Annotated in this window: 19 protein-coding genes; 2 read left to right on the top strand and 17 right to left on the bottom strand. The window is 67.1% G+C overall.

What is annotated here, in order from left to right:
* Window positions 1–195 precede the first annotated feature (195 nt).
* Entirely contained in the window at window positions 196–3,276 is a 3,081-nt protein-coding gene (locus ACTJI4_RS07985; protein WP_440868980.1) for a TonB-dependent receptor, read from the top strand.
* Window positions 3,277–3,929: 653 nt separating this feature from the next.
* Here ACTJI4_RS07985 and ACTJI4_RS07980 read toward each other — a convergent pair.
* The 14 genes from ACTJI4_RS07980 to hisS form a co-directional block, all read right to left on the bottom strand.
* A complete protein-coding gene (locus ACTJI4_RS07980) occupies window positions 3,930–4,667 on the bottom strand; it encodes a copper homeostasis protein CutC (protein WP_440868979.1) in 738 nt (245 codons plus the stop codon).
* Window positions 4,668–4,669: 2 nt separating this feature from the next.
* Entirely contained in the window at window positions 4,670–5,668 is a 999-nt protein-coding gene (locus ACTJI4_RS07975) for a N(4)-(beta-N-acetylglucosaminyl)-L-asparaginase (RefSeq protein ID WP_440868978.1), read from the bottom strand.
* Between the two features lie 53 nt (window positions 5,669–5,721).
* Complete coding sequence (locus ACTJI4_RS07970) at window positions 5,722–6,750, bottom strand: glucokinase (RefSeq protein ID WP_392917025.1); 1,029 nt, start codon at window positions 6,748–6,750, stop codon at window positions 5,722–5,724.
* 103 nt (window positions 6,751–6,853) lie between these two features.
* Entirely contained in the window at window positions 6,854–8,452 is a 1,599-nt protein-coding gene (locus tag ACTJI4_RS07965; protein WP_440868977.1) for a calcineurin-like phosphoesterase C-terminal domain-containing protein, read from the bottom strand.
* Window positions 8,453–8,533: 81 nt separating this feature from the next.
* Window positions 8,534–9,157 carry a bifunctional phosphoribosyl-AMP cyclohydrolase/phosphoribosyl-ATP diphosphatase HisIE gene (hisIE, locus tag ACTJI4_RS07960; protein ID WP_440868976.1) on the bottom strand — a complete coding sequence of 208 codons (624 nt, stop codon included), beginning with the start codon at window positions 9,155–9,157 and terminating at the stop codon, window positions 8,534–8,536.
* A complete protein-coding gene (gene hisF, locus ACTJI4_RS07955) occupies window positions 9,147–9,923 on the bottom strand; it encodes an imidazole glycerol phosphate synthase subunit HisF (RefSeq protein WP_392917018.1) in 777 nt (258 codons plus the stop codon). The genes hisIE and hisF overlap by 11 nt, the downstream gene beginning before the upstream one ends.
* Complete coding sequence (hisA, locus tag ACTJI4_RS07950) at window positions 9,917–10,651, bottom strand: 1-(5-phosphoribosyl)-5-[(5-phosphoribosylamino)methylideneamino]imidazole-4-carboxamide isomerase (RefSeq protein ID WP_440868975.1); 735 nt, start codon at window positions 10,649–10,651, stop codon at window positions 9,917–9,919. Before hisA ends, hisF begins: the two co-directional genes overlap by 7 nt.
* A complete protein-coding gene (gene hisH, locus ACTJI4_RS07945; protein WP_093534481.1) occupies window positions 10,648–11,250 on the bottom strand; it encodes an imidazole glycerol phosphate synthase subunit HisH in 603 nt (200 codons plus the stop codon). The genes hisA and hisH overlap by 4 nt, the downstream gene beginning before the upstream one ends.
* Window positions 11,247–12,320: a bifunctional histidinol-phosphatase/imidazoleglycerol-phosphate dehydratase HisB gene (gene hisB, locus ACTJI4_RS07940; RefSeq protein ID WP_440868974.1), complete on the bottom strand. Its 1,074-nt coding sequence runs from the start codon at window positions 12,318–12,320 to the stop codon at window positions 11,247–11,249. The genes hisH and hisB overlap by 4 nt, the downstream gene beginning before the upstream one ends.
* A complete protein-coding gene (gene hisC, locus ACTJI4_RS07935) occupies window positions 12,317–13,405 on the bottom strand; it encodes a histidinol-phosphate transaminase (RefSeq protein ID WP_440868973.1) in 1,089 nt (362 codons plus the stop codon). Before hisC ends, hisB begins: the two co-directional genes overlap by 4 nt.
* Window positions 13,402–14,697: a histidinol dehydrogenase gene (hisD, locus tag ACTJI4_RS07930; RefSeq protein ID WP_440868972.1), complete on the bottom strand. Its 1,296-nt coding sequence runs from the start codon at window positions 14,695–14,697 to the stop codon at window positions 13,402–13,404. The genes hisC and hisD overlap by 4 nt, the downstream gene beginning before the upstream one ends.
* Window positions 14,694–15,605 carry an ATP phosphoribosyltransferase gene (gene hisG, locus ACTJI4_RS07925; protein WP_068851417.1) on the bottom strand — a complete coding sequence of 304 codons (912 nt, stop codon included), beginning with the start codon at window positions 15,603–15,605 and terminating at the stop codon, window positions 14,694–14,696. The genes hisD and hisG overlap by 4 nt, the downstream gene beginning before the upstream one ends.
* 10 nt (window positions 15,606–15,615) lie before the next feature.
* Window positions 15,616–15,942 (bottom strand): YerC/YecD family TrpR-related protein, encoded by a 327-nt coding sequence (locus tag ACTJI4_RS07920; protein WP_282247999.1) that lies wholly within the window; start codon window positions 15,940–15,942, stop codon window positions 15,616–15,618.
* 707 nt (window positions 15,943–16,649) lie between these two features.
* Window positions 16,650–18,047: a histidine--tRNA ligase gene (hisS, locus tag ACTJI4_RS07915; protein ID WP_440868971.1), complete on the bottom strand. Its 1,398-nt coding sequence runs from the start codon at window positions 18,045–18,047 to the stop codon at window positions 16,650–16,652.
* A 111-nt stretch (window positions 18,048–18,158) separates the two neighbouring features.
* Here hisS and ACTJI4_RS07910 point away from each other — a divergent pair, with 111 nt between their 5' ends.
* Window positions 18,159–18,908, top strand: a complete 750-nt coding sequence (locus ACTJI4_RS07910; protein ID WP_440868970.1) for a Crp/Fnr family transcriptional regulator — start codon at window positions 18,159–18,161, stop codon at window positions 18,906–18,908.
* 96 nt (window positions 18,909–19,004) lie between these two features.
* On the opposite strand, the gene thrC is transcribed toward ACTJI4_RS07910, so the two are convergent.
* From thrC to thrA, 3 genes are read right to left on the bottom strand one after another with little or no spacing between them, the layout of a single operon-like run.
* Window positions 19,005–20,294: a threonine synthase gene (thrC, locus tag ACTJI4_RS07905; RefSeq protein ID WP_440868969.1), complete on the bottom strand. Its 1,290-nt coding sequence runs from the start codon at window positions 20,292–20,294 to the stop codon at window positions 19,005–19,007.
* Window positions 20,295–20,326: 32 nt separating this feature from the next.
* A complete protein-coding gene (locus tag ACTJI4_RS07900) occupies window positions 20,327–21,259 on the bottom strand; it encodes a homoserine kinase (RefSeq protein ID WP_440868968.1) in 933 nt (310 codons plus the stop codon).
* The gene (gene thrA / locus ACTJI4_RS07895) at window positions 21,256–23,778 is read right to left on the bottom strand and encodes a bifunctional aspartate kinase/homoserine dehydrogenase I (protein ID WP_440868967.1); all 2,523 of its coding nucleotides are present in this window, start codon (window positions 23,776–23,778) and stop codon (window positions 21,256–21,258) included. The genes ACTJI4_RS07900 and thrA overlap by 4 nt, the downstream gene beginning before the upstream one ends.
* Between the last annotated feature and the right edge of the window lie 88 nt (window positions 23,779–23,866).

The raw sequence follows: 23,866 nt of genomic DNA, 5'->3' as shown, positions 1-23,866 counted from the left end.
TATTGCGCAGCAGCATGCTTCCCTGCGCCGACCGTGTTAAAAATTCGCTGCCAACGGTTTAGATCGATCCAACCCGAAACCGTCACAGAACCGGCCATGGCGGGCTGGGCAACCAGAAATCCGCCCACTTGGGCCTCCGAATTTAGATCGATACAACGTGTCAGCCAAACGATTCAATCCAAGGGAGAGAGTGGAATGAACCAGATGTCCCGCAAGTACGGCCGCGACGCGTTGTCGGCCGCCATCACCTTTGCATTGGCCACCGCCGCCTTCGTGCCGGCTGCCGCCTTTGCCCAGCAGGCCACGACGCCATCCGAGGCCCCCTCGGCGACCACGCTCGACAGTGTGCAGGTAACCGGCTACCGCTACGCGATCGAAAAGAGCCTGCAGCAGAAGCGCGACGCCAACGCCGTGGTCGAAGTGATCACCGCCGAGGACGTGGGCAAGTTCCCCGACAAGAACGTCGCCGATTCACTGCAGCGCGTGCCAGGCGTGGTGATCACCCGTGACGGCGGCGAAGGCAAGAGCGTCAGCGTGCGCGGTCTTGACCCGGACCTGACCCTGACCCAGTTGAACGGCAACTACATCGCCACCTCGGAAACCAATGACGAGGCGAGCCGTTCGTTCAACTACACCCTGCTGCCGTCGAACATGCTGTCCAGCGCCGAGCTGTTCAAGTCGCCCGAAGCGCGCATCGACGAAGGCGGCATCGGCGGTACGGTCATCCTGCACACCCGCCGCCCGCTGGAAATGGAATCCAACTCCGGCTACGTCAATCTGGAAGGCACGTCCTCGGACACCAGCCAGGACGTGGATCCGCAGGCGTCGGCGCTGTATTCCTGGCACAGCGAAGATGAGCGCTTCGGCGTGCTGGTCGGCGTGACCCAGCAGAAGCGCACCAGCCGCACCATGGAAGCCACCACCGAGAACTACCAGTGGTATGGCACCGACACCACCGCGCGTGATGTCAACGGCAACCTGATGAACCAGGGCGGCGTGAACTACTGGTGGGGCAACTCCGGTTTCAACGACCAGAACGGCCGCAACTACACTGATTTCTTCATGCCCACCTCGGTGAACTTCGCCGTCAAGGAAGAAGAGCGCGAGCGCAAGGGTGGCCAGTTCACCTTCCAGTTCAAGCCAACCGACAACGTTACGCTGACCGCGAACTACTTCCGCTTCGAGCTGGAGGGTGATTACACCCAGAACATGCTGAAGATTCCGGAATGGAACATGGCGCGCTACAACCAGGACGGCAACTGGGCCGGTGGTCGCCTGTTGAACGGGCTGACCATGGACCCGAGCGGCAGCATCGTCACCGGTGCGCAGTTCGAGAAGATTCCCGGCAAGGCCTACTACTGCAGCGAAGACGAGGCCGCAGCGGCCGGCCTGGCCCCGGGTGGCTGGGGTCCGGACGACTGCACCATCCCCACCCCGCAGCTGACCGGCGGCTACAGCCGCGAAAAGGCGCTGTCGCAGACGGCCGACCTGAGCATCGACTGGGACATCAGCCCGCTGTGGAAGGCATCGTTCAGCGGTGGCCGCACGTGGTCCGAAGGTGGCCCGTCGATGAACTTCCGCATGTCGGCCAAGCCCCGCCGCCGTGTCGATGGCGTGTGGCAGACCGGCAACCAGTATTCGGCATGGGACCTGACCGGCACGCCGTCGGCCACGTTCTCGCCCGACCTGCAGCAGCAGTTGATGAACGGCATTGCTGAAGTGGACACCGGCTCGACCGATTCGTCGTGGATGCAGACGGAGGTCAAGCAGAACCACTTCCAGGCCGACTTCACCAAGCTGTTCGAGAGCGGCTGGCTGGATTCGTTCCAGTTCGGCGCCAAGTACAGTGATGGCAAGGTCCACCGCAATACCGGCAATACCTATTGGGTGTGCCAGGGCACCGACCCGGCCGACTACGACAACAACCGCTATCAGGCAGGCTGTGACAATACCGCGGGCATCGCGCAGCCGGGCTTCTTCCTGTCCAACCCGATCTCCGGCATCCGTGGCGGTTTCGACGCCAACGTGTTCCCGGGCATCGATTACCCGGCGTACATCAACTACCTCAACGATCGCTACGGCGGTTCGCACAACCGCACCGAGGACGACTTCGTCTACAACGTCAACGAGAAGGTGTACGCCGGTTACTTCCAGGCCAACTTCCGTACCGAGCGCCTGCGCGGCAACGTGGGCGTGCGCGTGGTGCGTACCGAGCAGTTCGCGCAGTCGAGCGATTCGATCGAGCGCTTCAACGACTACTTCCTGGACAACGCCTCGGGCGCGCCGATGTCGTGCAACGACCCGGCCGCAGCGGCGTTCCCGAACTACGGGTGCGAAAGCGGCTTCATCCGCCTGCCCGACAGCCTGGCACGCCAGAAGTCGTTCGAGCTGATCGGCACGGACAAGACCTATACCGACTTCCTGCCGAGCTTCAACATCGCCTGGGACATCACCGACAATCTGGTGCTGCGCGGCGCGGCCTCCAAAGTCATTGCCCGTCCGAGCTACACCAGCATCGCGGCACCGGGCGCGCTGAGCTACTTCAGCGCCGAGTACGTGAATGATCGCCGCGTCGCTGGTGGTGCACCGCAGGAAGGGTGGCAGGGCCACGGCAGCAACAAGGACCTGGAGCCGTTCGAAGCAACGCAGTTCGACGTCGGCCTGGAGTGGTACTTCCAGCCGGGCGCGGTGGCGGGCATCGGCCTGTTCCGCAAGAACGTGGACAACTTCACGGTGCCGGTGGTGCGTGACGTGCAGATGGTGGTCGGTGGTGAGTCGGTCACGGTGCAGGATTACGAGACCCAGGCCAACGGTCGCGATGGCGTCTCGCAGGGTGTGGAACTGTACGGCCAGTACACGTTCGACATGGGCTTCGGCGTGCAGGCCAACTACACCTACAACGACACCAACCTGGCTTCGATCGTGCTTGACGGTGAGAGCATTGGTTCGTCGCCGCTGGTCGGCAGTGCCAAGAACCAGGCCAACGTGACGGTGTTCTACGAGAGCGACAAGTTCCTGGCGCGTGCCTCGTACAACCGCCGCGGCGAAGTGGTCGGCGGCCTGAACGGTGGCATGACCGAGTACACCGAGCCGTACGCACAGCTCGACCTCAACGTGGCCTACAACTTCACCGACGCGCTGACCTTCACCGCCTCCGTGTTGAATGCCACCAAGGAAGAACAGCGCATCCACCTCGGCAACGATACCGATGCCCGTCTGATCTCCAGCCTGTACTCGGGCCGCCAGCTGTACTTCGGCGCGACCTACAAGTTCTAAGCGTCAATCCTACCCCGCCTTCGGGCGGGAGCAACGCTCCTCCACGACAACCGCGCTTGCATAGGCGGTTGTCGTTTTTTCTTGGGCTTGGTTGTTGGTGCCGACCGTTGGTCGGTACGCAACGCAGAAGCCGTAGTCTGCGCGTACGCGTGCAGGGCCGGCGGGTATGGGGGTCAGTTCACCTGCGTGGCTGCCTCATGCATTTGGGCGAACAGCCTGTGGGCCTGCGCATGGCCTGAGCTGGGCCGGCGGGTGCGTTGGGGGCCACGGGAAGGTCAACGGCGGTGCCGATCAATTCCATGCGTTACCGGACGCTGGTGCGTTCCGTGTGTTCGTTCGGGAACCGAACCTACCAGCGACACCGCGTAGGGACACGCCACGCGTGTCTGATTTTGCTATCCGCCCGCGACCACTTATGGAGGGAGGCAGGCGGGCAGCCCCTGTAGGGACTGTCAAAAACATGGGTTCGGCGCATGCGCCGGACGGGTTGGGCAGGACGCCCAACCCCGGCCTTGCCGTGTACGCAGGATTGCGTATACGCGCAAGTTTTGCCAAGCCTACAAGGACGTACTTGCGGCGTGTCCCGTAAGGGGCTGCCCGACTGCCTCCCTGCTCGTAGCATTGGAGACGCTGCTGTTGCTGTTGCTGTTGCCTTACGAGACGAAACCGTCCAGCGCAGTGCGCAACCCAGCCACGATGTTGGCATCTGTCTGCGTCCGGTCGTTGTCCAGGCCACGCAGGTCGGCATTGCGATAACGCATCCCGGAAACGCGAGTCGCCTTGGCAGATGCATGCAGTTCACGGCATCCGGTGGCTGTCGCGATACGGGCGACGTTGCCCGGGCCAATGCCCGCGCCCGCCATCACCGACAGGCGATCACCTGCTTGCGCGACCAACTGGGCCAGCATCGCACTGCCTGCTTCCGCGCTGGCCTTGCCACCGGAGCTCAGCACCCGCTGGCAGCCCAGTGCGATCACCTGCTCCAACGCCGCTGGCAGGTCGCGTGCGGCGTCGAAGGCGCGGTGGAAGGTCACGCCCAGCGGCCCGGCGGCGGCGACCAGCTCACGGCACAGCGCGGTGTCGATGTCGCCGTCCGCATCCAGCGCACCGATCACCACCCCCTCGCAACCCAGCTGCCGGCATTGCGCGATGTCACGCAGCATGATGTCGGTCTCCAGGGCGTCGTAGCGGAAGTCGCCCGGACGTGGTCGGATCAGCACGAACAGCGGTATCTGCAACCGATCCCTCGCCACCGCGATGCTGCCGTGGGACGGCGTGGTGCCGCCCTCGGCCAGATTGTCGAACAGCTCGATGCGGTCGGCACCGCCCTGCTGCGCTGCGAGCGCAGATGCCACCGAATTCGAGGCGATCTCAAGGGTATGCCGCAGCATGCTCAGGTCTGCCCGCTGGTGTATACCGAGGCCGAATCGCGCAGGTCATCCTGGCGGTCCTTGTCGCAGACCGCGTAGACAAAACCGCGATGCAATGCGTACGCGCCGACCTCGCCATTGCGGTCCAACGCAAGGAAGCAGACCTGCAGCGTCTTGCTGGCTTCGGGTCGCTTGCGTACCACCCGTGCGATCGCTTCGCGGCAGGCTTCTGCCGGAGATCGGCCCTGGCGCATCAGTTCGACCACCAGGAATGACGCTGCGTTGCGGATCATTTCCTCGCCCACGCCCGAGGCAGTTGCCGCGCCGACATCATTGTCCACGTACAGGCCGGCACCGATGATCGGGCTGTCGCCCACCCGACCATGCAGCTTCCACGCCATGCCGCTGGTGGTGCAGGCACCGGCCAGCTGGCCCTGGCTGTCGATGGCGAGGATGCCCAGCGTGTCGTGGTTGCTGCTGTCGCCCGGACGGGTGCGTCGTTCGGCATTGATCTCGGGCGTGTACTGCGCGGTCTTCAACCACTCGCGCCAGGAGGTTTCGGCAGCCGCGGTGAGCAGCTTCTCGCGCTTGAAGCCCTGCTGCATGGCGAACTGCTGGGCGCCCTCGCCCACCAGCATCACGTGGGGGGTCTGTTCCATCACCTTGCGCGCGACGGATACCGGATGCAGGATGTCGCTCAACGCGGCCACCGAGCCACAGCGGCCATCGCCGGCCATGATGCTCGCATCCAGGCTCAGGACTCCGTCACGGTCCGGATTGCCGCAACGCCCCACCGTGGGATTGCACAGCTCGCTTTCCGCCCAGCGCGCCCCGGTTTCCACCGCGTCCAGCGCACTGCCGCCGATGGACAACACCTTCCACGCCGCCTGGTTCGCCCCTACGCCGAAATCCCAGGTGGACACCACCCGGGCGCGGCCGCTGGCCTGCGCCTGCACGCGTGGGAATGCCATGACACCTGCGGCCAGCGCACTGGCCTGGAGGAATTGCCTGCGATCAGTCACTCGTTGCTCTCCCAACGCCATGAACCGGCCCGGGAGGGCCGGGAAAAGAATGCCTATGCGGCCGCGCAGCGATGTTCGGCGTGCCATACGGCAGCGCCGACCACGCCCAGCTCACCATGTTCGACGCGCCACACGGGCACCTGCTCCAGCACCCGGCGCATCACACCCTTGGCCAGGAAACGGCTGCGGAAGTGGCCATCGTCGAGGAAGCGCGCCACGTGGCTGGAGATGCCGCCGGCCAGGTACACCGAGCGCGCGCCGAAGGTCACCGCCAGGTCGCCGGCCAGGCTGCCCAACCAGCCGCAGAACACCTCCATCGTTTCAACCGCCAGTGCGTCATCGCCCGCATTCGCGGCGGTGATCAAGGCTTCCGGCGTGGCCCACTGCGGTTCCACCCCGCGAATTCCGCACAGGCATGGATACAGGTTCATCAGGCCGCTGCCGGACAGGATGCGCTCGTTGTCCACGTGCTCCCAGCGCGCCAGCATCTGCTGCAGCACCTGCAGTTCCAGCGCATTGCCGGCGCCGAGCGCGGCGTGGCCAGCCTCGCTGGCGAGCACGGCACGCGCACCGGCTTCAAAACGCAGTGCACCGCCCAGCCCCGTGCCCGGGCCCAGTACCAGGGCGGGCCAGCGGCTGCCGTCGGCCGGTTGGCTGTTCAATGCCACCAGCGTCTCAGGGGCGACGTGCGGGATCGCGTACGCGACCGCTTCGAAGTCGTTGATCAGGTCCAGCGTGGCGAGCCCGGCATCGCGGCGCGTGTCCGCCACGGAGACCGGCCACGGCAGGTTGGTGTTGACCAGGTGGTCGCCTTCCAGCAACCCGGCGATGGCCACCACGGCGGTGGCCGGCGCCAGGTGCTGCGAGGCCCGGAACGCGGCAAGGATGGCGGCCAGGCTGGGGAACTCGGCGCAGGCAAAACGGCGAAGGTTGCAGATGCGTGGCGCCTGCCCGGGTACCACCTCCGCCAAGGCGAGGCGTGCATAGGTGCCGCCCACGTCGGCGACGATCAACGTGTCGCCTGCTGGACCCGGGCGCGGGTGGCCCGGATGCGCGTCCGGGAACGGTGTTACGACGCTCACGCGCAGGCCTTGGGTGGATTCGATGTCATTGCCGGAATTTTCGGTGATCGTGTTGGCTTTGCAAAGCAGTACGCGCCGTACCGAAGCGTATTGCGCTCCGGGGTTACGGATTGGCAGCCTGGAGGCGGTAGGTGGTGCTGGCCGTTGCGGTCGGGCCGTCCGCGTGGACGGCCCGCACGTCCACCTTGTGGTCGCCGGCGGGCAGATCGGTCGGAAGCACGCCCCGCCAGAGGTGCGGCGAGGGCGTGGCTTCGGGCGAGCGGTCGAAACCGCGCAGGCGTTCGGCGGTGTCGTCGGCGACGTTCTCGACCATCACGCGTGGGTCCGGCTGCTCCACACGCTTCATGCTCTGCCACGCGCCATCGTCGACGCGGTACTCCACCAGCGTGTCGGCCTGGCCCATGAACACGTTGGCGTACACGCCCCAGGCCGGATAGGCGCCCCTGCGCAGCACCTTGGGCGCGTGCAGGGCGATCTGGTAATCATCCGGGGCACGCGCCACGTAATAGCGCAGGCCGTATTCGCCGCCAAGCTTCACCGTGAGCACTGCGTAGCCATTCGGCGTCCCGTCACTCATCGTGGCATCGGGAATGCCGCTGCTGTCTTTCACCCCTGACCAGAACGCACCGCAGGCCGCGCCCACGTTGTACTCATGCAGCGGCTTGCTGCCCTGCCAGCCTTCGGCCGCACCGTGGTAGTAGTGCTGCTGGGTGTGGCTGTGCCCACTGAGAACCAGCACGTTCGGGAAATCCTTGAGCAGGGCGAACAGGCGCGTGCGGTCGGCGTGGCGGAAGGTCTCGCGGCCAGGCGCGGCATCGAACAGTGGAATGTGCATGCCAAGCACCAGCAGGCGATCACGCGGCACGCTCTTGAGGTAGTTGGCCAGGAAGGTGAACTGGTCCAGGCGCAGGCCGCCGATGTACTTTGGCTTCGCGGTGGGGTCGTAGACCACGTCATCCAGGAACACGAAGCTGGCACCGCCCTCTTCCACCGCGTAGGTGTCCGGGCCATAGACCGCGCGCCAGCTGTCCAGCGAATGGCGGTCGTCCCCGGCATCCATGTCCAGGTCGTGGTTGCCCGGCACATGGAACCACGGCACCTGCAACTGGGCGGTGGCCTTGTTGATCTGCGGGTACAGGGACAGATCGTCGTTGGCGATGTCGCCCAGCGTGGTGCCCAGCCGCGCCGGATGCTTGCCGATGATCGGCTCGACGATGGCGCGCCGGTAGTAGCCCACGTCCTGGCGGCTGGCGGTCTGCGGATCGGTGAACACCAGCATCTCGAAGCCGGCCCGGGCGGCATCGGCATCCTTGTCCGGCTCCAGCGCGAAATCCCAGTTGCGCACATTGGCGCCGGTTGCGGCGATGCCGTCGTACTTGAGTTGCGGCGAACCCTGCGGGGCGTAGTGTCGCCAGTAGCTGGGCATGCCGTTGGCAGCGGCGGGGAAACGGAATTCCTCGGGCTTGATCACGAACACGGTCTGGCCATCGCGCACCGGCAGGCTGTAGCTGCCGTCGGCCGCGGTGCGCACGATCTGTTCACCGTTGGAGACCTGCACCCCCGCCAGGGCCGGGTCGGTGGGACCACGGCCAGGCTTGCCGTCGCGCTCCTGGTAAACCTTGCCGGTCACGGTAGCCTCGCTGGCCCAGGCAGGTGCGGACATCAACAGCAGGCAGGCCAGCCAGGCAGCAGTGCGGGTCATCGAGGCGTTCCGTGGGAGGTGTGCGAGTGTAAGCCGCACATGATCGCCTGTGGCCCGTTTCAACGACGTTAAATGCCGGGCTCACCCGGCGTGTCGGGCCTTCAGTACGTCCACGGCATCCTGCAGCGACAGACCACGGGCGCGCAGCAGCACGGTCAGGTGGAACAGCAGGTCGGCCGATTCGCCCAGCAGCGCGTCATCGTCCTGGACGACGCCTGCCAATGCGGTTTCCACGCCCTCCTCGCCGACCTTCTGCGCGATCCGGCGCAGGCCTTGGTCGAACAGGGTGGTGGTGTAACTGTTGGCTGGGCGCTGCTGTTCTCGCTCGCGCACCAGCGCATCCAGCCGGCCAAGGAAATTGCCGGGCGCTTCGGTGAAGCAGCTCTCGCTGCCGGTATGGCAGGTCGGGCCGGCCGGGCGCGCGCTCACCAGCAGCGTGTCGGCGTCGCAGTCAACGCGTACCGCGACCACCGCCAGCACGTTGCCGGACACTTCGCCCTTGGTCCACAGCCGCTGCCTGCTGCGGCTGTAAAAGGTCATGTGCCCGCTTTCCAGGGTCAGCGCCAGCGATTCGGCGCTGGCGTAGCCCAGCATGAGGACCGCCAGCGTGTCGGCATGCTGTACCACCACCGGCAGCAGACCATCGCCCTTGGCCCAATCCAGCTGTTGCAGCGACTCCCGGGAGGGCAACACTTCAATAGACATCACGAACCTCGATCTGATGCTCGCGCAGGAACTGCTTGAGCGCGGGAATGGCAATGGCGCCACTGTGGAAAACGCTGGCGGCCAGCGCACCGTCGACATCGGCCTGGTCGAACACATCGGCGAAATGCTGCATGGCGCCGGCACCGCCGGAGGCAATCAACGGCACGTTGCACAACGCGCGCGCCTGGCGCAGCTGGACCACGTCATAACCGCGACGCACTCCATCGCTGTCCATGCAGTTGAGCACGATCTCGCCGGCCCCGCGGCGCTGGGCTTCCACCAGCCAGTCCAGGGTCCGCACCGGCACCGCCTCGGTCTTGTCCGGATCGCCACTGAAACGGCGAACGCGCCATTCACCATCCGGCTCGCGCACCGAATCAATACCGACCACCACGCACTGCACGCCGAAGGCATCGGCCAGCTCTTCGATCAGCGCGGGGCGGCCGAGCGCCGGCGAGTTGATCGAGATCTTGTCCGCGCCGGCGTACAGCACCCGGCGGGCGGTCTCCACATCGCTGATGCCACCGGCCACGCAGAACGGGATGTCGATCAACCGCGCAATGCGCTCGATCCAGCCCACGTCCACCGCCCGCCCTTCCGGGCTGGCGCCGATGTCGTAGAACACCAGCTCGTCGGCGCCCTGATCGCGGTAGCGCAACGCCAGCTCGGCGATGTCGCCCATGTCCACGTGGTCGCGGAAGCGCACGCCCTTGACCACGCGGCCATCGCGCACGTCCAGGCACGGAATCAACCGGCGGCTCAACATGCCAGGGCCTCCTGCAGAGTCATGCGGCCTTCCAGCAGCGCCTTGCCGAGGATCGCGCCGCCGCAGCCGACCGCCTTGGCCTCGGCCACATCAGCGGCGCTGCGCACGCCACCCGACGCCTGCACCGCCACACCCGGCAACAGCGCGGACAGGTGCCGGTACAGATCGATATTGGGCCCGGACAGCATGCCGTCGCGGGCGATGTCGGTGCACAGCAGGTGGCGCATGCCGGCCTGCGCGTAACGTTGGGCCAGCGCGTCCAGGGTAACGTCGGCGGTTTCAGTCCAGCCATGCACCGGCAGCTGCCAGCGGCCGTCCTCGGCCCGGCGCGCGTCGAGTGCGACGGTCAGGCGGTCGGCGCCGAACTCCTGCACCCAGCCGATCACGGTGTCCGGCTCGCGTACCGACAGCGAACCCACCACCACCCGCGCCGCGCCGGCGTCCAGCAACCGGGCCACGTCATCGCGGTGGCGGATGCCGCCACCGGTCTGCACCTTCAGGCCGCTTTGGCTGGCAATCGCGCTCAGCAGCGGGGCCAGTGTGTAGCCCCCGGCGCGCGCGGCGTCCAGGTCGACCAGGTGCATCCAGATCGCGCCGGCTGCGGCGAACGCGTTGGCACGTGGCAGCGGGTCATCGCCATAGGTGGTCTGCTGGGCGTAGTCGCCCTGCACCAGGCGCACCACGCGCCCTTCGCGGATGTCCAACGCGGGATAGACGGTGAAACTCATGCGGGTTCGTTCTCGAGGAAGTTGCGCAGGATCCGCGCGCCGGTGGCGGCGGAACGCTCGGGGTGGAACTGTGCGCCGCTGTGGCGGCCGCGCTGCACCACCGCCGCGAACAGGCCGCCGTGGTCGCAGGCGGCCACGGTGTGCTCGTTCAAGGGAGCGGCGTAGCTGTGCACGAAGTAGGCGCTGGCGCGGTCGGCCACGCCGTCCATCAGCGCAGCCTGGCGCAGCGGAAGCAGCCGGTTCCAGCCCATGTGCGGAACGCGGATCCCGGTGGCTGGATGCAGGTGGCGGACCACGCCGGGCAGCAGGCCAAGGCACTCCACGTTGCCCTCTTCGGAGTGTTCGAACAGCAGCTGCATGCCCAGGCAGATGCCCAGCAGCGGCACCTGCAGCTCACGCAACGGCTGCACCAGACCCTGCGCATGCAGGCGTGCCATGCCGTGGGGCGCAGCGCCAACACCCGGCAGGATCACCCGTGAAGCGCCGCGCAGCCCGGCTGCGTCGCGCACCAGCTGCACGCGTGCACCCAGTCGTTCCAGTGCATAGCGCACCGAACCGAGATTGGCGCCGCCGGCATCGATGAGGGCAACGTCGGTCACAGCGCCCCCTTGGTGCTGGGCAGCGCCGTGCCCTGGCGCGGCAGCGCCTGGCGCAGCGCACGGGCCAGGGCCTTGAAGCACGCTTCGACCTTGTGGTGATCGTTGTCGCCGCGCACGCTCAGGTGCAGGTTCAGGCCCGAGGCATCGCACAGCGAGCGGAAGAAGTGCGGCACCAGCTCGGTCGGCATGTCGCCCACGCGCTCGCGCTTGAACTCGCCTTCGAACACGAAGTACGGGCGGCCGCTGAAGTCCAGCGCAGCGCTGGCCAGGGTCTCGTCCATCGGCAGGGTGAAGCCGTAGCGGCCGATCCCGCGCTTGTCGCCCAGTGCTTCGCGCAGGGCCTGACCCAAGGCAAGCCCGGTATCTTCGATGGTGTGGTGCTCGTCGATGTGCAGGTCGCCTTCCGCCTGCACGCTGAGCGCGAAACCGCCGTGCTTGCCGATCTGCTCCAGCATGTGGTCGAAGAACGGCAGCCCGGTGTGGGTCTGTGGTTCGGCGGTGCGGTCCAGGTCGACCTCGACCCGGATGCGGGTTTCCCTGGTGTTGCGCTGTACGGTGGCGCGGCGCGGCGCATCGGCAAGTTCATGGGCGATGCCATTCCAGTCCCACTCGCCACCAAACTGTTCGGTGCGCAGCTGGAAGCCACGGATGTTCATGTTCTGCGCGAACTGGATGTCGGTCGGGCGGTCACCGACCATGCCCGAGCGTGCCCAGTCGATGTTGCGGTCCTGCAGGTACGGCAGCATCATGCCGATGCCCGGCTTGCGCGTGGGCGCGTTGTCGTGCGGCCAGGTGCCGTCGATCAGCACGTCACGAAACACGATGCCCTGGCTTTCGAAGATCTGCAGCATCAGGTCGTTGGGACCGTCGAATGACGCCTGCGGGTAGCTTTCGCTGCCCAGCCCGTCCTGATTGCTGACGATGACGAACTGGTAGCCGGCATCGCGCAGCTTGAGCATCGCCGGGATCACATCGCGCACGAAGCGGATCTTCTCGTAGGCGTCGATCTGGAAATCAGCTGGCTCCTCTATCAGGGTGCCATCGCGGTCGACGAACAGGATGGGGGTCATGCGGCGGCCCTCCGGGCGTTGAGTACCTGGAGCACACGGTCATTCTCCTCCGGGCTGCCAATGGTGATGCGCAGCGCATCGTGCAGTTGCGGCGCGGCGCGCTGGTCGCGCACCACCACGCCAGCGGCGAGCAGCGCTTCGAACGCAGCTTGCGCGTCACTGAAACGGACCAGCAGGTAGTTGCCCTGCGACGGGTAGACGCGGAGCACGCCGGGGGCCTGCTGCAGGCCAGCCGCCAGGCGGGTGCGTTCGGTCTTGACCAGGGCCACGCGCGACGTGGTGATTTCAAGCGCTGCCGGCTCCAGCGCGGCCACGGCCAGTGCAGTGCACGGTGCGGGGACCGGATACGGGGCCTGACAACGGCGCAGCGTCTGGATCAACGCCGGCGCGGCAATCAGGCTGCCGATCCGTGCGGCGGCCAGGGCGTGTGCCTTGGACAAGGTGCGCAGGACGGCCACGTTGTCACGGTGCGCCAACAAGCTGGTCGCCGAGGTCTGCTCCGCGTACTCACCGTATGCCTCATCCACGACTACCAGCGCCCTTCCCTGCAGTGCCCGGGCGACACGTTCGATGTCGTCCAGGGAAATCGTGCTGCCGGCCGGATTTGAGGGCGTGCACAGGAAAACAAGCTTGGCATTCCCAGCCAGCGCGGCGCCGATGATCGCGTCGATGTCCGCCTCCAGTGCATCGCCTGCATCCCGCAACGGCACTTCCAGCAGCGGTGCATTCTGCAGCCGCGCACACACCGCATACATGCCGAACACCGGCGGGGTCACCAGCACGGCGTCGCGGCCGGGGTCGCACAGTGCACGCACCAGCAGGTCGATGGCCTCATCGCTGCCCCGGCCGATCAACAGCTGGTCGGGGGAGCAGCCATACAGCCCCGCCAACCGCGCGCGCAGCGTTGCGGGTTGCGGTTCGGGATAGCGCCGGGCAACTCCCTGCGCGTCGGCAGGATTGGCCCAGGCCGCTTCATTGGCGTTGAGCCATACGTCTCCCACCAGCGCGCTGCTGCGTGCCGAGGAATACCCGGTGAACGCGCGCAGGTCGCTGCGTACCAGATCGAGCACGGTACCGGCGCTCATGCGGCCGCCTCCATGCGCAGCGCCACTGCGTTCTCGTGCGCGTCCAGGCCTTCAGCACGCGCCAGCACGCGAGCGCAGTTGCCGATGGCGGCGATGCCCTGTGCGCTTGCGGCCTGTACGCTGATCATGTTCTGGAAGCTGGCCACGCTGACCCCGCTGTAGGCGCGCGCGGCACCGGCGGTCGGCAGTACATGGTTGGTGCCGCTGCAGTAATCGCCCAGCGCTTCCGGGGTGTAGTCGCCAAGGAACACCGAACCGGCGGCCTCCACCTGCGCCAGCCAGTCGCGTGGCTCGCGCAGTGCAAGGATCAGGTGTTCAGGCGCATAGCGGTTGCTGATCTGGAATGCCTGCACCAGCGAATCGACCAGGATCAGGCGCGAGGACTGCAGCGCCTGCGCGGCGATGTCGGCGCGCGACAGCAGCGCCAGCTGCGCCTGCACCTGCGCCTCAACCCTGGCCAGCATGCCGGCATCATCAGTGAGCAGCAGCACCTGCGAATCCGGGCCGTGTTCGGCCTGCGAAAGCAGATCGGCGGCGACGAAGGCGGGGTTCGCGCCGGCATCGGCAATCACCAGTACTTCCGAAGGTCCGGCCGGCATGTCGATGGCCGCCGCGCCGTCCTGGGCAACCTGCTGCTTGGCTTCGGTCACGTAGCTGTTGCCCGGGCCATAGAGCTTGTCGCAGGCCGGCACGCTGGCCGTCCCGTAGGCCATGGCGGCAATCGCCTGCGCACCGCCCAGCTTGAACACGCGGTGCACGCCGGTCAGGCGCGCGGCCACCAGCACGGCCGGATCGGCGCTGCCATCGCGGCGCGGCGGCGTGCACAGCACCACTTCGCGGCAGCCGGCCAGCTGCGCCGGCACGCCGAGCATCAATGCGGTGGAAGGCAGAGGTGCGCTGCCCGCCGGCACGTACAGGCCGACGCGCCCAATCGGTCGCACCATGCGTTCGCAGCGCACGCCCGGCGCGGTTTCCACCGCGTAGCCCTGGCTCATGCCGGCCTTGTGGAACAGGCGGATGCGCTGGGCCGCCTCGGTCATCGCCTGGCGGAGTTCGGCCGGTACCGCGCGTTCGGCGGCAGCGAACTCTTCGTCGTTCACTTCAAACGAGGCCGGGGCCACGCCATCAAAGCGCAGGCTGATCTCGCGCAGCGCGGCATCGCCATCGTCGCGCACGGCCGCGATCAACGCGGCCACCGATTCGCGGGTACGCGTGGCCACGGCCTGCACCGGGCGCTGCAGCGCCTGTGCCTGCTCGGCGTCGCTCAACTGGGACCATTGCAGACGATTCATGCCAGCGACCGCTCCACGCTCAAGACCATCAAACCCTGGGCGCCTGCGCGCTCCAGCTCTTCCAACCGCTGCCAGGTCAATGCGCCGTGGCACATGGTCTGCAAACGCAGGCGGCCGCCGTCATCGGGCAACTGCACCAGCGGGTCGGCATCGGGCAACAAACGGGCGAGTTCGGAGACGCGGTCCAGTTCGGCGCGGAACATCAGCAGCTTGCTGTCCTGCAGCTTCACCACGCCGTCGAGGCGGCGCAGCAGCATGGCCATCAGGCCAGCGCGTGCGTCGTCGGGGGTTTTCACCGGGCCGGCCAGCACGGCTTCGCTTTCCAGCAGCGTTTCCACCGGCTTGAGCTGGTTGGCGGCCAGGGTGGCACCGCTGGAGACCAGATCGCAGATCAGGTCGGCGGTACCGAGGCGGGGGGCGATTTCCACCGAACCGGACAGCTCCACCACCTGGGCATCCACGCCGCGCTCGGCCAGCCAGTCGGCCAGGATCGCCGGGTAGCTGGTGGCGATGCGCTTGCCGGCCAGCTGCTGCACGCCCTGCCAGTCCCATTCCTCGGGCACGGCCAGCATCAACCGGCACTGTCCGAAGTTCAGCCCGCGCAGCGCCTGGTAGGCATCGGGCAGGCCAATGCGGCGGCGCGCGGCGCCCTGCTCGTCCAGTTCATTGCGGCCAACGATGCCGAAATCGCAGACGCCATCGGCGATCAGGCCGGGAATATCGTCATCGCGCACCAGCAGCAGGTCCACCGGCAGCGATTCGCCATAGCAGAACAGCTTGTCGCGGCTCTGCCGCCAGCTCAGCCCGCAGGCGGTCAGGAGGCTGCGCGCCGGTTCGGCCAGGCGTCCGCTCTTCTGGATGGCAATACGCAGCCGGTCACGTGCCGGGGCGGTCTGGGTTGCACTCATGGGGAAGTCTCTACTCGGATTCTGGGGATGCAGGCGTGGCGGTCGCGGCAATGGCGGCGGCATAACCGCCGTGGCCATGGTCCAGCGAGCGCGCCACGCGCCCGGTGGTGGTCACGCTGACACCGGTCAATTCATGGATTTCGCGATACGGCACGCCCTGCCGCAGCAGCGGCACCACCTTCCAGCGGTCGGACAGCGCCTCCAGCTCGGCCGGGGTGCACAGATCGCGCAGGAACGCAGTGACCTGCTCGGCGCTGGACAGGCCGGCAAATGCGCCGGCCAGGCTGTCCAGGTCGGCCTGGGGGTCTTTCTCACGGGGGACAGGGCGTATTTTCATCGTATCAATGTAATAGCGTGCTATTACATTAGCGCAAAAGCGGGCTGAAGCCAAATCCACCTGAGGTCTCTGATCCCTCCGTTCAGGTTCAGGCCTTTGTTCACAGGGGAACCCCGCATCGCGGTCTGTCGCCGGGCACTGCCTGGCTGGCGATGGTTCTGGACGAACAGCCGGTGGCCTTCGCATGGCCTGAGCTGGGCCGGCGGGTTGGTGGCCAAGGGAGATCAACGGCCGGGTTCGATGTTTTCACTGCGTTACCGGGCGCTGGATTGTTCAGTGCAGTCGTCTGCCGACCGACCCTACCGGTGCCAGCCATGACGTCCGAAACGCAGTGAAACACAGCGGTAGGGTCGGTCGCCAGACGACTGCCCGGAAACCATCCTCACGCTGTAACGCATGACCCCGAAACGAAGACGCTTTAGCTGTTACCCCTGGCCACCAACCACCCGTCGAAGGTGGGACGGGGCGGGTTTGCGGGACTGTCAAAAACAGGGATGTTTTTGCCAAGCCTCCAAGGACGGATTCACGGCGTGTCCCGCAGACCCGCACCGTCCCGCCAAACCAGGGATCGGGTGATAACGGGCTTTACGCACGAATGCATGAAGCACCCGGCAACGCCGGGTGCACAGTGAAACCACGCAATCAGACGCCCAAAAACAACAACGGCACCCAAAGGTGCCGTTGTTGTCATCAGACAGCAGAGAACCTCACGCCATCGCGCGCGTCTGCTCCAGCTCCACCAGCAATGCACTCGCCAGCTCATCGCGAGCGACTTCGAACTGCTGCTCGCGCAGCAGATCCTTCACCGCCACCACGCCGCGTGCCAGCTCGTCTTCACCGGCCAGCACCACGAAGCGGATGCCGGCCTTGGCGGCGTACTGGAACTGCTTGCCGATCTTCTTCGGCTCCATCTGCACTTCCGCGTTGATCCCGCCTATGCGCAGGCGACGGGCGATATCCAGCGAATCGGCCAGGCCGTTGTCGTCCATCAGCGCCACCAGCGCATGCACGCTGCTGTCTTCGATGCCCGCGATCAGCCCCGCCTCGCGCAGCTGCCAGAACAGGCGGGTCAGGCCGATGGAGATGCCCACGCCTGGCAGCTTGGACTTGCTGTAGTGGCTGGCCAGGTCCTCGTAGCGGCCGCCCGAACAGATCGAACCAATCTGCGGGTGGTCGGTCAGCGTGGTTTCGTACACCGTGCCGGTGTAGTAGTCCAGGCCGCGCGCGATCGAGAAGTTCAGGCAGTACGCCGTTTCCGGCACGCCCAGCGCCTTCACCAGCTGCAGCACCTCGCGCAGCTCGGCCACGCCGAGCTTCAGCGTCTCGCTGGCAGTACCATCAGCCACGAGTGCATCCAGCTGCGCCAGTGCATCGGCGTGGCTGCTCGAGCGAACCGCCACAAAGGCCAGGATCCGGTCCACCTGCTCGGCCGGGATCGCGAAGCCTTCGCCGGTCAGCGTGTCGCGCACGTAGTCCGGACCGCGCTTGTCCAGCTTGTCGACCTCGCGCAGTACCGCCATCTGGCGCTCGCCGTCGGCCACGCCCAGGCTTTCGAAGAAACCGCGCATCAGCTTGCGGTTGTTCAGCTGCACCGAGAAATCGCCGATGCGCAGCTCCGCAAACACCGCATGGATCACCGCCAGGACTTCGGCGTCATAGCGCGTGCTCAGGCTGTCCTTGCCGATCACGTCGATGTCGCACTGGTAGAACTCGCGGAAACGGCCGCGCTGGGCGCGCTCGCCACGGTACACGCGCTGCATCTGGTAACGACGGAACGGGAAAGTCAGGTCGTGTTCGTGCTCGGCCACATAGCGTGCCAGGGGCACGGTCAGGTCGAAGCGCAGCGCCAGCTCCGGCAGGCTCTTGTCACCCGCTTCGGCCGCATTGGCCAGCGCGCCGGTCGACTGCACGAAATAGACCTGGCGCTCGGTCTCGCCACCCGACTTGGTCAGCAGCACGTCCGACAGCTCGAACGCCGGGGTTTCCACCGGCAGGAACCCGAACCGCTCGTAATTGCGGCGGATGACGTCCAGCATGCGCTGGAACGCGATCTGCTCGCGCGGCAGCAGTTCCATGATGCCGGGCGGCGTACGGGGCTTGATCACTTGCGGGACTCCTGCGGGGGAACTTGGGGAAGAACGAGCTGCATATTCTAGCCGGAGCCGGGCCGACCGCCGCATGACGTATGATGGGCAGGCCCCGCTCCCTGGTTCGACATGACCCGGCCCCCCTCCGGAACCGCTGTTGCCGCTGTAGAAGATCCCGCACCGGGCTGCGCGCCGCTGCGCGACTGCCTGCACTGCTCGGTGCGCCACCTGGCGGTATGTTCGGCGCTGTCGCCGGACGAGGTGCAGGCCCTGGAGCGGGTCACGGTGTCGCAGCCGCTGCCGCTGGGCGCCACCCTGGCCCGCGCCGGCGAGGCCCGCCAACATGTCTATACCTTGACCGAAGGCGCGCTGCGGCTGGTCCGCACCCTGGCCGATGGGCGCCGCCAGATCAGCGGCTTCGTGCTCCCCGGCGATTATCTCGGGCTGACCGGCAGCGACAATCACCGCTACGACATCGAAGCCATTGCCGACAGCCGGGTCTGCCGCGTGGGTCTGGCCCCGATGAAGGACCTGCGCGCACGCTACCCACACCTGGAGCGCAAGCTGCTGCAGCGTGCCTGCCAGGCGCTGGACGAGGCGGCCGATGCCGCTCTGGCACTGGGCCGCCTGCAGCCGGCCGAGAAGCTGGCCGATTTCCTGCTGCGACTGGCCGCGCGTGAAGCACGCCTGGGCGGCAACGGCCTGCGCGTGACGCTGCCGATGGGGCGCAGCGACATCGCCGACCATCTTGGCCTGACCATGGAAACGGTGAGCCGCACGTTCACCAAGCTGCGGCAGCAGGGCCTGATTGCCCTGCCCCACCTGAACACCGTCGAGATTCTGGACGAAGCCGGGTTGCGGGAGCTGTGCGGGGTCTGAGGGGCGGCTTCAATCACCGCTGAACTCCGGTCGGGTGTGCATGCGCCGAAACAGCCCGGTTTCCGAGGCTGCGCGCCGGGCTGGGATCTGGATACATCAGGAAAGCAGGAATTCGCGCAGTGCCGTGTAATGCGGTGGGCAGGGTTCGGCGCGGGCGGGGCGATCCAGCAGCGCGGACAGGGCGGGCGGTACCTCGATGGCGCCGCCGATCAGCGGTTCCACCACCGTTTCGAATTTGGCCGGGTGCGCGGTTGCGGCTACTGCCCAATCGCCCTGCACCCCTTCGGCACGCAGCTGTTCAAGCAGCTTCACCGCCGTGGCGGTGTGCGGGCAGAAGACCTCGCCGAATGCCGCGTGCCGCCGCGCGATCAGGTCGCGGATCGCCGTATCGTCCACCGCCTCGACGCGGAACGCCGCGCGCAGTGCGTCGTCGTCTTCCGCATACAGCCAGCGCAAGCGTTCGAAATTGCTGGGTGCGCCGACATCCATCGCGTTGGCCAGTGTCGCCACGCTGTGCTGCGGCCGGTACGCACCGCCGCGGAAGAAGCGCGGCAACACATCATTGGCATTGGTGGCCAGTGCGATCTGGCCCAGTGGTACACCCATCGCGCGTGCCAGCACGGCGGCCATCGCGTTACCGAGGTTACCGGTGGGCACCACCAGGTTCAGTACCTCGCCGGTCGCCTTGTGGTGGGTCAGCGCCGCGTCGGTGTAGTAGCTCATCTGCGGCAGCCACCGGCCAAGGCTGATGCTGTTGGCCGAGCTCAAGGGCACCTCTGCCTGCAGCTCGCGGTCGCTCAGGGCCTGCTTCACCATCGCCTGGCAGTCGTCGAATGAACCGGCCACCCGCAGTGCGTGGATGTTGTCGCCGAAGCAGCCCAGCTGGTGCGCCTGGCGCGGCGATACGCGACCGTCGGGATACAGTACTGCCACGCGTATACCGGGCTGGCGATGGAAAGCCGCTGCGACCGCTGCGCCGGTGTCGCCGGAGGTGGCCACCACGATGGTCAATGGGCGGGAACGATCCCGCTGGAGTCGAGCGACGCTGGCTGCCAGGAAGCGCGCGCCAAAGTCCTTGAACGCTGCGGTCGGTCCATGGAACAGCTCAAGCACATGGTCGCCCGGGGTGGCCAGTGCACGCAGCGGGGCCGGGAAGTCGAAGGCTTCCTCGCACAGCGCGGCGAGGTGCGGCGCGAGCGTGTCGCCGACGAAAAACGGCGCCAGCACCGCTTCGGCGTTGCGCGCCAGGCTGCCCTGTGCCAGCCAGCGTTGCGGCTGCGGTCGCTGCCGGGGGACATACAACCCGCCATCCGGGGCAAGGCCGGCGGCGATGGCCGCGCTGAGGGTGGATGCGGGTGCGGCGTGACGGGTCGAAACGAATTCCATGGCAGATCCTGGCAGAAGAGTGGAAGCTGCGGTCACAGCAGCTGCGCCCGGGGCGCGTTCAACGGCGATACCCAGCCCTGGCTGTCTAAGCCCGCACCGGCAAAGGCAACCTGCACGGCACGCTTGGCAGCGTGCGCCGCCGCCTCGCTGTCGAACCAGGCAAACACGCTGGGGCCGGCCCCTGAGATGCTGGCGCCCAGTGCACCCGCCGCCAATGCAGCCTCGCGGGCCGCGGCGAAACCCTCGATGAGGCCGGCACGACGCGGTTCCACCAGCACGTCGCGCAGGCCGGCGCGTACCAGCCCGGCATCACTGCGGAAGCAGCCACTCAATACCAGCGCCAGGTTCGCGCTTTGCGTAACGAATTCGGAAAGTCGGTAGCTGCCCTGCAGCGCGGCACGCGCACGACGGGTTTCCAGCACGGCGTCCGGATGCACCAACAGGCTGTACCACTCGACAGGCACGGGAATGCGCACCAGCCGGTCCGCCGTGCTGAGCACCAGCCCACCCAGCAGCATCGGCCCGAGATTGTCCCCATGCCGGCCCCCACTGGCCACCGCCTCACCGGTCAGCGCGAATGGATACAGTGCTTCGCGCGGCAGCGGCGTATCCAGCAGCGCGTTGGCGGCTACCAGCGCGGCCACGCACGACGCCGCCGAACCGCCCATGCCCGAACCGAGCGCGATGCCTTTGTCGATCTCCAGCTCGAACCCGAACGGCAACGCAAGCGTGTCGATCATCGCCAGCAATGCCGCACCGGCGGTGTTGTCGGCAGCTTCCAGCGGCAGATCAATCGTGGTGCCCCGGATCGCCAGAATCCGAACGCCCTGCTCGTCCGTGCGGCGCACGGTCACGGTGTCGCCCACACCCGTGATGGCATGGCCCAGGATGTCGAACCCTACGGCGACATTGCCCACCGACGCCGGTGAGAATGCACGCGCCTCCCCTGCTGCGTTGGTACTCACAGGCGCGCCCCCTCTCCGGCGGCGACCCGCAGCACATCGGCGAACACACCCGCAGCGGTCACTTCCGGACCCGCACCGGGACCCTGCACCACCAGAGGGTTCTCGCAATAACGACGCGTGGTGAACTGCACCACGTTGTCGGTCAAGCGAAGGTTGGCGAACGCGTGGCCGACCGGCAGCTCCACCAGGCCCACCTGGGCGGCATCCGCTGACAGGCGCGCTACGTAACGCAGCACCGCGCCGCGCGAACGCGCCTGTTCCAGCCGTCCGGCGAACACGTCATCGACCGATGCCAGACCGCTCATGAAGTCGTCCACGCTGGCCTGGCGCAGTGCCTCCGGTACGAGGCTTTCCACGCTGACCTGTTCCAGGCTCAGCTCACGACCGGCCTCGCGTGCCAGGATGACCAGCTTGCGGGCGACGTCCACGCCGGACAGATCGTCGCGTGGGTCGGGCTCGGTGTAGCCGAGGCCGCGCGCCTGCGCGACCAGCTCGGAAAACGGCACCTGGCCGTCGTACTTGTTGAACAGCCAGGCCAGCGTACCGGAGAAGATGCCATCGACGGCCAGCACTTCATCACCGGTATCGACCAGGTCGCGCAACGTGGTGATCACTGGCAACCCGGCACCCACGGTTGCTTCGTAGCGGAAGCGCGCGCCGCTGGCAGCGGCGGCCTCGCGGATGGCGTGATACCGCGGCAACGGGCCCGCGCCGGCCTGCTTGTTGGGGGTGACCACATGGATGCCGGCCGCCAGCCAGCCGGCATAGCGGTCGGCGACATCGGCGCTGCCGCTGCAATCGACGATCAACGCGTGCGGCAGGTGTGCCGACAGCAGGTGTCCGGTGAACTGGTCCAGATCGGTCGCCTGCGCCTGCGTGGCCAACGCAGCGCGCCAGTCGCCCTGCACCCCACGTGCATCCAGATGCATGCGGCTGCGCGATGCCACCGCACGCACTCGCAGGTCCACGTTGGCCCGCGTCAGCAGGGTGGGCTGCGCGACCAGCAACTGGTCGAGCAACGCCGCGCCCACATTGCCGGGACCGATCACGCCCACCGAGAAGGTCTGCGGCGACAGCCAGAAGCCCGCATGCGCCGCGCGCAGTGCCTTGGTCGCCTGGCGGCTGTCCACTGCCACCGAGATGTTGCGTTCGGACGAGCCCTGCGCGATGGCCAGGATGTTCACCTGTGCACGCCCCAACGATTCGAACAGGCGCGCCGCGACGCCCGGCTGCCCGGCCATGCCATCGCCCACCGCCGCCAGTACGCTCACGTTGTCGGTGAGCTGCACGCGTTGCACCTGGCCCAGGCTGAGTTCGTGGGCGAACGCGTGCAGCAGGGCATCGCGCGCCCGCTGCGCTTCAGCCTGGCGCACCACGCAGCAGATCGAGTGCTCGGATGAGCCCTGCGAGATCATCACCACCGACACGTGCGCGTTGCGCAACGCGGCGAAGACGCGCTCGGCCGTGCCGGGAACGCCGATCAGGCCGGTGCCTTCCAGGTTGAGCAGGGCCAGTTCCGGGCTCAGGGTGAGCCCCTTGATCGGGCCGGACGCGGTGCGCTCGGCGGTGATCCGTGTCCCGGGATGATCCGGGTGGAAGGTATTGCGGATGATGATCGGCAAGCCGCGTTCGATGGCCGGCGACATGGTCTGCGGGTGCACCACTTTGGCGCCGAAATATGCCAGTTCGCAGGCCTCATCGTAACTCAGCGCGTCCAGCTGGACCGCCTCGGGCACCACCCGCGGGTCGGCCGAAAGCACGCCGTCCACATCGGTCCAGATATGCAGCTCGTCGGCGTTGAAGAGTGCGGCAAAGATCGCACCCGAATAGTCGCTGCCATTGCGCCCGAGGGTGGTTACCCGGCCACGGCGGTCGCGCGCCACGAATCCAGTGGCCACCACCCGCGCTGAGCCATGTGCGTCCCGCCATGCGGCCAGCCGCTGCGCGCTCTGCACCCAGTCCACGTCCACGCCCAGTTCGCCGCGGTCCACCACCAGCACCTCGCGTGCGTCCAGCACCGCGCAGTCCTCGCCAATGCTGCGAAGGTAGTGGCCCAGCAGGTGCGCCGAGTACACTTCGCCCAGGCCCTGCACGCGGTCAAGTACCTCGTCGGGCAGCTCACCGATCACCGCCAGCGCGCCCAGTACTTCCACCAGCTGGTCGAAGCGTGCATCCAGCCACTCCACCGTGTCGCCTGCGTGCTCGCCCAACAGCGCCACCGCGGCACCGCGATGGCGTGCGCGCAGGGCGTGCCAATCGTCGCGCCACTGCGGCGCGTTGTCCGCGGCCGCGCCGGCCAGCGCGATCAGCGCGTCGGTCACACCCTTCATGGCCGACACCACGGTGACCTGCACCGCCTCGGGGCGCGCCAGCAACAGCTGGGCCACATGGCGGTAGCGGTCGGCATCGGCCACCGAGGTGCCGCCGAACTTGTGCACGACCGTCGAGGATGCCGCGCGCAGCGGCAAGGAAGATGCGGGCGATGCAGCGGCATTGGATGAAGCGGCGACAGAAGACATGCTGACCTCGATTCGAGGCCCCGCGTCATCCAGGCTGAAGGAGATCCCCCGCAACCTGATCTGGTGCGGGGCCGTTGTTTTCGGAAAC

The sequence above is a fragment of the Stenotrophomonas sp. 22385 genome, assembly GCF_052045085.1.
Taxonomy (GTDB): domain Bacteria; phylum Pseudomonadota; class Gammaproteobacteria; order Xanthomonadales; family Xanthomonadaceae; genus Stenotrophomonas.
This window is presented reverse-complemented; position numbering and strand designations above follow the sequence as displayed.